The organism is Alistipes sp. ZOR0009, from assembly GCF_000798815.1.
GTDB lineage: Bacteria > Bacteroidota > Bacteroidia > Bacteroidales > ZOR0009 > Acetobacteroides.
In genome coordinates this window covers 18,509-29,368 of sequence record NZ_JTLD01000047.1, presented here as the reverse complement: position 1 = coordinate 29,368, position 10,860 = coordinate 18,509, and the positions used below count along the sequence as shown (strand labels likewise).

Here is a 10,860-nt window from a genome sequence, read left to right as displayed (position 1 = left end):
TCCAAGCGTCGAAGTGGTGATCAGCTGATGGATTAGCATTTTTCCGAGCGTCGAAGTGGTGATCAGCTGATGGATTGGCATTTTTCCGAGCGTCGAAGTGGTGATCAGCTGATGGGCAAATTGGCCATACAAAAAATGACGTAACACTGTTTAACGTTGCCAGATTTTAGCTACTTTAGGAGCGGCATCTTACTTAGTGGAGTTGCAGATAATGCGGAAATAATAGCAGCGAGTGTGGATGCATAGATGTTTGGCACAAACTAAAAAATGGCTGCAAGGTCAATTAGAAAATAGTATTAACTTTGGGTATTAAAATTTTGAAGATATGTTTCTCAGGAAAATAAAATATTGCAGATTTAAAGGACAAAAATTTGAATGGTCGATGGAAGGAAAACCAGAAATAGATAGTCCTTCTCAACCTGTTACTTTTCAAAATATCAATCTAGTTGTTGGCAAGAATGCGACAGGGAAAAGTAAAACAATAAATTCTATAAGACATTTATCCGATTTATTATCAGGAGAAATAAAGTTAACTCAGCTAATTTATGATACATCGACTTATGACTTAACCTTTGAAAATGGCAGTGACGAAATCTACTATTTTTTAGATTTTGAGAAGGGAAAAGTAAAAGAAGAAATTTTAAAAATAAATGGTACTGAAAAACTGAAAAGAAATAGCCGAGATGGTAGTATGTTTTACCAGCAAGCAGAAACCTTTTTGGATTTTCAAATGGAAGACGACAAGCTTGCTGTTTCTAGAGTTGATAGTATTCAGCAACCATATTTGGAACCAATTCAGACATGGGGAAAATCATTATCTCACTATCGTTTTGGAAGTCAACTTGGAAAGAATGTCTTCCTTAGAGATATTAATTCCATTAAAGAAAATGAAGACGTTGACTTAAAAGATTCAGATAAGGTAACTGAAATATTTGTTAATGGTAAAAAACGGTTTGGGCATATATTTACAGATCAGATAATCCAAGATATGGGAAATATTTCCTACAATCTAGACAGCATAAAAGTCGATACTCTTAATTTCATTCCTATTTCGGCATTCGGTTTAGGTGTCAAAGAAAAAGATATTGAAGACTTTACAGATCAAAAGGAAATGTCTCAAGGAATGTTTAGAGCACTTTCATTGTTAATTCAATTAAACTTTTCGTTGTTAAGTAAAAACCCAAGCTGTATTTTAATTGATGATATTGGAGAAGGTTTAGATTATGAAAGATCTCAGTGCCTTATTAATTTAATCATAAATAAAGTTAAGGATTCATCTGTTCAAGTTATAATGACTACAAATGATAGATTTATAATGAATAATATTCCTTTAGATTATTGGACTGTTATTCATCGTGTTCCCAAAAAATCCTTGTATTATAACTATTCGAATTCAAAGGCTATTTTTGATGATTTTAAATACACAGGCTTAAGTAATTTCGACTTTTTATCAACCGAATTCTATTTTGATGGATTTGAACAAGCTGACAATTAATTATGAAAAAAATAGCTTTCTACGTCGAAGGTCAGACTGAACAGTTTTTCATTAATAAGTTATTAATTGAAATTGCTGGTCAAAAAAACATTCAGATTGAGCTTCAACAGTTTCAAGGTATTGGTAAAGCTAAAAGAACTATATATCCAAAATCAACAGCAAACCCTCAAAATCCACAACATTTTGCATTAATATTTGATTGCATGGGAGATGGAGGTGTAAAACCGAGGATTATTGAAGATGCATCTTCTCTCTTAGCCCAAGGCTATAGTGAAGTCATTGGGCTAAGAGATTTGTATCCATTAACTGATATAACAAGGTTTGAAGACGAACTTATTAATGGAACAATTAGAAAAGGCAGAAGAATTACACCTGCACTACCCAATGATACCAGTATTGTTATCGCAATAAGAGAAATTGAAGATTGGTTCATCGCTGAGTGTAATCATTATTCACATATTGATGCTTCCTTAACTTTAAATTCTGGACAAATAACATCTATAGGGTTTAACCCCCAAACGGACGATTTAACTACAAGGAGCAACGCTGCGGCGGAAGATTTAAGAACTATATATCAATTAGTAAATAAAACATACAATAAAAGCAAAGACAAAGTTGAACGGACTGTTGAATGTTTGGACTATTGTAACATATATTTAAATACAAAGTATCGATTTCTCAAACTGCAAGAGCTAATTGATAAAATCGATAGGTTTTTGAGTTAAAAAAGCCACAAACTAATCGGGATAAGATTGTTGGTGTTCATAGGTTTGCGGGTGTTTTGTTTCCGCAACGCTTGTTGTTCCCCGTTAGCCGAAGCATATTCGAAGAGCAATGCTCGGCATCGTCTGCGGCTATGACGAACTTAAGTAGCGATCTTAGACAGCCGTTGTACGGGAGAGGGAGGAAGCCTACAGGCGGTTGTTGGATAGGCTGGCAAAATGTAGTGCAAAAAAGGATACTGCGTAATAAACATAACGACGACAATAAAATTGAGAAACGAACTCCAAACATATTTGGATATAGCTTATTCAGGCTCGAAGATTGGAACACCTCATTCCATATTTGGAGACGTTCATATTCGTTTTGAACTTGGCGGCGACGAAATGTTCAAAATAGTAAGAAATGGCGTCGAAATTGAATGGTGGAAGGATAGACGGCGAATGACGAAAGTTGATAAGCTTAATTATAAAAATCATTTACACAAAAGAGTTACACAGTCGACACTTCGAGCAGCTACATTGTTTTATGAGACATTTGATAATTCTGAAGTTGAAATATGGATTCTTATCTATGAGTATGAAGGAGGGCTTTTCAATAAGAAAAATGACTTTTTGCTGAATCTTCTTACACCTAATCTGCTTGAACCATTTTATGATAAAACGGAACAAGTAGAAACTCAAATGCTGACTGAACATGAAGATGGAAGTTATACTTGCGACAAAGTAGACGCAAGAGTTATTGTTGGAAAGTTAAAGGTAAAGGATATTCAAGCCGAGAAAATACTAAATGGAATTGCAAATAACGAAATGGGCTATGAGCCGGCTATATGTCAAGATGTTTATTTCTTAGATCCTAAAACAGACAGAGGCTTCTACATGTATGACGATAGAGGCTGTTTTGTTTGGAGCAACAAGGCAGAGAAAATAAAACATCTCTATGATAAGCGAAATGACTGGATCGTAGATTTTCACCGACCTGAAATTGATACGTACTTTGTAAACACATGAGAAGTGATGTTTTTACAGAATAGTCCCCGCTCGCCGAAGCATATTCGAAGAGCAATGCTTGGTATCGTCTGCGGCTATGTCGAATTTAAGTAGCGGTCTTAGACCGTCGTTGAACGGGAGAGGGCGGAAGCCTACAGGCGGTTGTTGGATAGGCTGGCAAAACGTTGTAGTTGTAAAATGTTAGATATAACGTGTTATGAAATATTCTATCAGTAAGGTTATTCTTTTATTTAGCATGCTAACGGCTGCCCTTTTTTCTAACGCACAAGCAACTGAGCAGGAGCAAGATTTTCTCAATTTCTTTTTTGAGCAATACCGTCCAAAGATTGATACATTTTACTATTCATCAAACTTATCTGCTGGTGAATTACAAAACATGAAGGAGTCTTTAAAAAGACACATTGCAGCCGATAATTCGGCAGAAGAAACCCCATTTGGCCTCCAGTGCAAGGACTTTTCGGTTGCACTTTCAGCTATTGATAGCCTACAAAAAATTAGTTGGCATGATCGTGTCATAGAAAAAGGTAGGCTAGTGCCCGAGGATACGCTAACTGTGCTGTATAAAAAGATGGCACAGGATCAAATGCCTCTTGATGTTTTTGGTGGGGAAATTCACTCCTTCTCTCATCCCATATTTCTGCGTAAAGGGACCATTTGTCTGTTTTATCATGGTTCTTTCTCAAGTCCAATGGATTCCTATGGTTGTTTTTATGTTTATAAAAAGGTTGGAGACTCTTGGTGTAAATTGGGTACTTTATTTGCGGTGATTAGCTAATAATCTGGCTGCAGATTTAATTATTAAGCATTAATATAGGCTCCTTCGTTTGTTTAAAATACCTGTCTTAAAACCTCTACAGGTAGGTCGGCGCCAACATTTAGCAGGGAACATTATTCCATAAAACACAAAAGCCGCAGCGGGTTTACCAGCTGCGGCTTGTTTTTTGTGTGCGGTTGGGCTAGCCTAGCTCTTCGGCCTTAAAGCCAATCTTCTTTAGCGCGTCGGTAAGCTGGTTGGCGGTAACGGCGTCGTTGGTAACGGTAAGCAGCTTATCGGGCGAGGTGGTGTCCACCTTCCAGCTGCCTTCGCCTACAAGGGCGTTAAGGGTGGCGGTGGCCTTGGCTACGCAACCGCCGCAGCTCATGCTGGTCTTAAAAACTCTTTCCATGGTATTCTATTTTATGGTTACTTAGTCGAGTATTGGGTATCGAGTATTGAGTACAGAGTACAGAGTATTGGGTATTGAGTATTGAGTATTGAGTATTGAGTATTGAGTATAGAGTATCGCATATCTCACATCTCACATCTCAAATCTCACATCGCACATCTCACATCTCATATCTCATATCTCATATCTCATATCGCATATCTCATATCTCACATCACACATCAAACTTAATCCGCTTTAGGCGTAGGCTGTTGCTTACCACGCTAACGCTGCTAAGGGCCATTGCGGCTCCGGCAATCATGGGGTTTAGCATAAACCCGCTAACGGCGTACAGCGCGCCTGCGGCAACGGGTATTCCTATTAGGTTGTATATAAACGCCCAGAATAGGTTTTGGCGGATGGCCGCCACCGTTTTGCGGCTAAGCGTTATGGCGGCGGGTATCTTGCGGAGATCGTTGCTTATAAGGGTCATCATGGCCACGTCGATGGCAATGTCGCTGCCGCGCCCCATGGCAATGCTTACGTTGGCAAGGGCCAGCGCCTCGCTGTCGTTTATGCCGTCGCCCACCATGCCCACCACCTTACCTTGCTGCTGTAGCTCCTTAATAAAGGAGGCCTTGTCCGATGGCAGCGCTTCGGCCTGGTAGCGCGCTATGCCCACCTGATGGGCTACGGCTGCGGCCGTTTGGCGGTTGTCTCCCGTAAGCATGAGCACCTCGATGCCCATTTGCTGCAGCTGGGCTATGGCTGCGGCGGAGCTCTCCTTTATCTGGTCGGCAATAGCCAGCACCGCCAGCAGCTCGCTGCCTCTACCAAAGTAAACCACCGTGTAGGCGTTGCTGCTCCACTCATCAACATGGGATAATGCGGCGGTGGCGTTGGCGCCCTGTGCCTGCATTAGGGCGGTGTTGCCAATCCAGTAGGTGGCTGCCTGATGCTGCGCGCTGATGCCCTGTCCCGTTTGGCTAACGATACCGCTAAGCGGTAGGAGCGAGGCCTCGTCGGTTAAGCTGGCGGCCACGGCTTCGGCTAGCGGGTGCTCCGATTGCCTTTCGAGGCTGTATAGGATGCTGCGCAGTAGGGGAAGATCCTCCGTTGCGAGCCATCGTTGGGCCACCACGGTGGGCTTACCAACGGTGATGGTTCCTGTCTTATCGAGTACAATGGCGTTAAGCGTATGGGCGCGCTCTAGGCTTTCGGCATCCTTAATCAGAATACCATTTTCGGCTCCCTTACCCACGCCCACCATAATGGCAGTGGGGGTGGCCAGCCCCAGCGCGCAGGGACAGGCAATAACCAGCACCGTGATGGCGGCTAGTAGTCCATGCGTTAAGCCGCTATCGCCGCCCAGCATCCACCACGCCGCAAAGGTGGCTACGGCAATGGCAATTACCGTTGGTACAAATATGCTGGCAATCTTATCAACCAGCCTTTGCACGGGCGCCTTGCTGCCCTGCGCCTGCTGTACCTGCCGGATGATGCTCGCCAGCAGCGTATCGCCGCCTACCTTGGCGGCCACCATCCTAAAGCTACCCTTTTGGTTGATGGTGCCTGCAAATACCCTATCGTTAACCTCCTTCGATGCGGGGATGGGCTCGCCTGTAATCATGCTCTCGTCTACAAAGCTGGCGCCTTCGGTTATGCTACCATCTACGGGGATTTTGCTTCCCGGCTTAACCAGCAGCACGTCGCCAACCTTAACCTGCGCAATGGGGATATCCTCCAGCTGGTTGTTATCCCTAACGATGGTTACGGTGGATGGCTGCAGGCCAATCAGCTTTTTTATGGCCGACGAGGTGTTGGCCTTGGCCTTTTCCTCCAGCAGCTTGCCAACAAGTATAAAGGTGATAACCACCGCAGCCGCCTCAAAGTAGACGTGGGCATGCAGTCCGCGGCTATGCCAAAACGATGGGTATAGCGTGTTAAAGACGCTGAAGCTGTAGGCGATGCCCGTGCTTAGCGCTACCAGCGTATCCATGTTGGCGCTGCGGTGCTTAAGCTGCCTCCACGCGTTAACGAAGAAGTGCCGGCCAAACCAAACCACCACGGGGGTGCTTAGCGCCCACATCAGCTCGTTGGCGTAGGGCATATCCATAAAGAGCATGCCAACAGCAACCAGCGGAATGCTTAGCGCGATGGCCCACCAGGTTCTTTGCTTTGAGCGCTGGTAGTGCAGCAGCTGCTGCTCTTCGAGGGCGTTTTTAGCCTCGGCAGTTTCGTCTACTATAAGGTCGAAGCCTACCGATTGTAGCGCCTCCTTTAGCGCCGATGGCGTTACGATGGTATTGATATACTCCAGCTGTACCGTTTGGCTGGCGAGGTTTACTGCGGCGCTAACTACGCCTGCCTGATTTTGTAGGATTGTCTCTACGCTTGCCGAGCACGATGCGCACGACATGCCCGTAACGGGGTATTGCTTGCGCTTAGTAGCTACGTCGTACCCTGCGCCTCGGATGGCAGCAACGGCTAGTATAATGCCATCGGCCTCCTTGTCTGTTTCAACTAGGGCTTTATGGTTGTTCAGCTCCACGTGGTGGTGCGCCAGCGCCTTAACGGTTGCCAGCGCCTTGGTTACGGTAAGCGCGCAGTGCTCGCTTTCTACTCCCAGCAGCGGAATCTCGTAGGTATGTTGATTTGTGCTCATATCCTTTCATTTTATGCTACAAAAATGGCACCTAGGAGGGCAAATATCGTTGTAGAATAAGGGGAGATGTTTGCACTTAAAGGGGGAAATGCGCCATTACACGATGTTGTCGAGCGGCTTTCGTAGCCCCTGATGCTGCGCCTTAAATGCCGACGGGGTTAGCCCTGTTACCTTCTTAAACTGGTTGCTGAGGTAGGCCACGCTGCTATATCCCAGCTTAAAGGCAATCTCGGAGAGAGTATACTCGTCGTATGCCAGCCACTCCTTCACCTTCTCTATCTTTTGTAGGATAAAGTACTGCTCTACGGTGATGCTCTCTACCTGCGAGAATAGTTTGGAGATGGTGGAGTACTCCTTGTTTATGTGGGCCGATAGCTGGTCGCTAAGCGAGAAGTGCTCGTCGATGCTACCCGATTGTACAACGGCAATAAGAAAGGTCTTCACCTTCTCGATGGTGGTGGTGCGGGCATCGTCTAGCAGCTCAAAGCCAAGGCTGCGTAGCTGGCCATCTAGCGCTGCTAGCTCGCTTGTCGATGGATCGTGGTCAACCTCCACAACTCCAAGTTCGATGCTGGTGTAGGCCATATTCAAGTCCTGCATAACCTTTTCGACCGCCATAATGCAGCGAGGGCATACCATATTTTTGATGTAGAGCTTCATTGCACGTTGTTTATTGCCGTTAACAGCCAGCTGTAGGTGCTGGTTCAAAGCTTGAAGTTATGGAAAAGAATTGGAAATGCGAGCAGGCAGGCTGTTTACGATGTAGGGGATATCTTTGGCACCTCGCCAATTTGGATGGAAGTTGCTTATCTTTATTCTCAAAATTGGTACAATGACTCACGACGCAATGGCCAGCTTACGGCGCATAAAGCTGGAGAGAACCAAGGCCAGCTTACTAAAACGAAGAGTTACGGCTGCTATTTTTACTTCGGCCGACGAGGTTTTATCCTATCTGCAGGGTAAGATGCCGAAGGGGGCGGTTGTCGGTGTTGGAGATTCTCTTACTCTTAAGGATATTGGCCTTTACAATATGCTAGAAAAGGGCAGCTACCGCTACTTGAACAAGTATATCGGGATGTCAAAAGAGGAGAAGCGCCAGCTCTACGTAAGTAATTTCGATGCCGACTTCTTCTTTTCGGGGATTAACGCCATTACGGAGGAGGGCGAGATTTACAACCTCGATGGTAATGGGAGTAGGGTTGCTCCAATCATTTATGGACCGAAAAAAGTTTTTCTGGTAGCTGGCTACAATAAGGTTGTTGCAAACGAGCAGGAGGCTATTGCTCGGATAAAAAGCTATGCCGCTCCAGCAGATGCCATCCGCTTAAACAAAAATACGCCTTGCGCTAAAACGGGTAAATGCTCCGATTGCAGAAGCGAGGATAGAATTTGCAACTACCTTACGGTAATAAAGGGGCAGTTTGATGCCGATAGAATAGAGGTGCTGCTGCTGGATATGGATTTAGGATATTAGCTATTTACGGGAGTACTACTTTCGTGCTAGAGCAATTTTGTAGGCACATGGCAAATAGCCAAAGTGAAGCGGTACTTCTTATAAACATAAAAAAAGGGGATAGCCTGTTGGACTATCCCCTTATCTGTTAGTTCTAGTATTCTAGCACCTTATCGATGGTAAGCACTCTGCTTGCTTCGCCATTTTTAAGCTTGTACTGTATTTGTCGGGTTTTGTTTGCCTTAATGTTTTTGGCAACATCCTTATAAATGGGGAAACGTTGAACAAAGGTTGCCTCTACAATGGCAAACTCATCGTTACCTCCAAATCCCTTTTGCAAGTCTTTTCTGTCTGCAATTCCTGTAAAGGTGATTTGGCTCACAGATTTACCGTTGTTTACCGAAAAGCCAATGGCGTTACCCTTCCCGTTTTTATCGTAGGTGTAAATAAATAGCTCCGGATAGTTATCGGCATTTAGATCGCCCACCTCGGCATCTACGGCTTTGCCATCAACCTTTAAGGTTATGGGGCTGCTATCTATGGTTAGCCCAATAGGGTTTATGGTTAGCTTATCGCCGGTTTGGCTAACAGAAAAGGAGATCTTATCCCACGTTAGAAATTTTTGGTAAACCGTTTTGTCAACCTGCTTTTGGTCTATTGGTTCGTTAATGCGCATGTAGCTTCCTGCTAGCGATGCACCGCCAGAGCAGAAGAAGTAGAGCTCGTTGGCATCGGCTTCCTGTTCGGCCTTTATGGTTAGCGTATTTCCCTTTACCACAAAAAGGATTGGCTTGTTATTCACGTAGGCTTTAAGCGTTCCTTTATCGGCTACGTAAGCATACGAATCGAAGGTGCAGGTGGTTTTCTTTCGGTCGCCACGCGAGCGAACTGAAATGCGGTACTTGGTATCGTTAAACTTACTGATTGAAACAGCTACCCAGTCGTAGCCCTTGCTTCTTTTTGCGTAGGCGTCTGTTACGTAGTTTCCAACCATAGCGTCTTTGGCAATGGAGCCCTTCTTTGCTTGTGGTAATGCGGCAAAACTGGTAGCCGCAACCAGCAAAAGGGTAAGCAGTAAGTCTTTTTTTAGTGCTTGATTCATCTTTTTCATTTTAAACGGTTGTTTATAGACCTTTTTAGAATCGTTGAAATTGATTCGGGTTTTTAAGAAGACAGAGGAAAAGTACAATAAAAGGGGGCGTTTAATTCCATATTACCGTTAATTGTGCTGTATTTAAGTTAAGGTGCTAGGTGGTTTTGAAAATTAGTAAGTCCCCAAACAGAAGAAAGCTATTTGGGGACTTATTGGCTAGTAGTAAAGCTGAAAATCGTTTACCCAGAGTTTGCTTCCTGGTGCTCCTTCGAAAAGATTACCTCTTGCGCTACTCGAAAACACAACCGTAATGTGAGTTGGCTTTTCTAGGCCTGTTCCCCACGTTGTTGCGCCTGTCGGTATTTCGTAGTATTTGGGTGTGGGTATTTGCCCATAGGTAAGGTTTACCTTTAGCTCCCTAAAGTCCGATTGTGCCTCGTCAGAACGGAACCACGCTGTAGCAACACGCTTCCAAGGGGAGGTGCTTCTATCTTCGAGTAGTAGGTACACGTCGAGCGAATCCTTTCCTGCCAATGCTGCCCCTCTTCCATTCATTAAGGTTGGGCCAGGTGCATATTTGTACTTAACGCTAAACGATTTGGGTCTGCCTACAAAGCTGATTCCGAATTTAGCGGATGCAATGGGGTTGCTTATGTTTAGCTTAAACTTTCCGGTAAAAAGCGAGCCTGCGGCAATGCCCTGTCCGATAGCCTGCGCTAGCTTACCCGTATTTATGGTTGCAAGCTCGGCAATGGTATCGCTTCCTGATGTAATAGGAGCGACGTTGGCAGCGGCAATAGAAGCGGCTCCTGCGTTGCCTGTGGCCCACGTTGTATCGGTAGCTCCAGCACCTATCTGTAGGTAGCTTTTCCCGCTGGAGGAGGTTACATACCACTGCTGAAATCCGCTATTGGGAAGCTGAATCTCTGGTGTAGTTTGGTATAGCCAAACCGTGTATTCCTGAGATGCTCCAGATTCGCTGGTGACTTTATATACCACCGGATTTCGAAAATCCTGACCATCGGAAGGAGAAGGGCTAATGGTTGCAAAGTTTGAAATCTCTACCGTTGGCGTAACCTTAGAAAGGTCGTAATCCAAATCTACAGCAACATAAATCTTATTTCCTTCGAAAATAGTTTGGCCAATCTGTCCTTTTACGGTGAATGATTTGATGGCATTTCTGTCTGATGCTCCAAAGTGGGTTTCTTTTAGGCACGATGGTAGCAGCACGATGCTCGAAGCGGCTAGTATGGTGAAAAATCTTTTCATTGCAGTAAAA

General features: G+C 44.5%; 10 protein-coding genes. 5 read left to right on the top strand and 5 right to left on the bottom strand.

The features are described from left to right. The first annotated feature begins 382 nt into the window (after positions 1-382). The 4 genes from L990_RS13385 to L990_RS13370 all read left to right on the top strand — a co-directional run bounded on the left by L990_RS13385 (position 383) and on the right by L990_RS13370 (position 4,000). On the top strand, positions 383-1,495 hold the full coding sequence (locus L990_RS13385) for an AAA family ATPase (RefSeq protein ID WP_197057294.1): 1,113 nt from the start codon (positions 383-385) through the stop codon (positions 1,493-1,495). Positions 1,496-1,497: 2 nt separating this feature from the next. Then, complete coding sequence (locus L990_RS13380) at positions 1,498-2,220, top strand: DUF4276 family protein (protein WP_052181015.1); 723 nt, start codon at positions 1,498-1,500, stop codon at positions 2,218-2,220. Positions 2,221-2,487: 267 nt separating this feature from the next. Next, on the top strand, positions 2,488-3,225 hold the full coding sequence (locus L990_RS13375) for a DUF3885 domain-containing protein (RefSeq protein WP_156121580.1): 738 nt from the start codon (positions 2,488-2,490) through the stop codon (positions 3,223-3,225). Positions 3,226-3,421: 196 nt separating this feature from the next. Next, the gene (locus L990_RS13370) at positions 3,422-4,000 is read left to right on the top strand and encodes a hypothetical protein (protein ID WP_047450294.1); all 579 of its coding nucleotides are present in this window, start codon (positions 3,422-3,424) and stop codon (positions 3,998-4,000) included. A 181-nt stretch (positions 4,001-4,181) separates the two neighbouring features. Here the strand turns inward: L990_RS13370 and L990_RS13365 are convergent, their stop codons facing one another. The 3 genes from L990_RS13365 to L990_RS13355 all read right to left on the bottom strand — a co-directional run bounded on the left by L990_RS13365 (position 4,182) and on the right by L990_RS13355 (position 7,695). Further along, positions 4,182-4,391: a heavy-metal-associated domain-containing protein gene (locus L990_RS13365; protein ID WP_047450292.1), complete on the bottom strand. Its 210-nt coding sequence runs from the start codon at positions 4,389-4,391 to the stop codon at positions 4,182-4,184. Between the two features lie 214 nt (positions 4,392-4,605). Then, the gene (locus L990_RS13360) at positions 4,606-7,035 is read right to left on the bottom strand and encodes a heavy metal translocating P-type ATPase (protein WP_047450289.1); all 2,430 of its coding nucleotides are present in this window, start codon (positions 7,033-7,035) and stop codon (positions 4,606-4,608) included. 96 nt (positions 7,036-7,131) lie between these two features. Continuing rightward, the gene (locus L990_RS13355; RefSeq protein ID WP_047450315.1) at positions 7,132-7,695 is read right to left on the bottom strand and encodes an AraC family transcriptional regulator; all 564 of its coding nucleotides are present in this window, start codon (positions 7,693-7,695) and stop codon (positions 7,132-7,134) included. A 172-nt stretch (positions 7,696-7,867) separates the two neighbouring features. On the opposite strand from L990_RS13355, the gene L990_RS13350 reads away from it, so the two are divergent. After that, entirely contained in the window at positions 7,868-8,509 is a 642-nt protein-coding gene (locus L990_RS13350; RefSeq protein ID WP_052181014.1) for a lactate utilization protein, read from the top strand. 133 nt (positions 8,510-8,642) lie between these two features. Here the strand turns inward: L990_RS13350 and L990_RS13345 are convergent, their stop codons facing one another. Both L990_RS13345 and L990_RS13340 read right to left on the bottom strand, forming a co-directional pair. Beyond that, complete coding sequence (locus tag L990_RS13345; RefSeq protein WP_052181013.1) at positions 8,643-9,599, bottom strand: hypothetical protein; 957 nt, start codon at positions 9,597-9,599, stop codon at positions 8,643-8,645. Between the two features lie 198 nt (positions 9,600-9,797). After that, entirely contained in the window at positions 9,798-10,850 is a 1,053-nt protein-coding gene (locus L990_RS13340; RefSeq protein WP_047450286.1) for a PCMD domain-containing protein, read from the bottom strand. Positions 10,851-10,860: the final 10 nt, after the last annotated feature.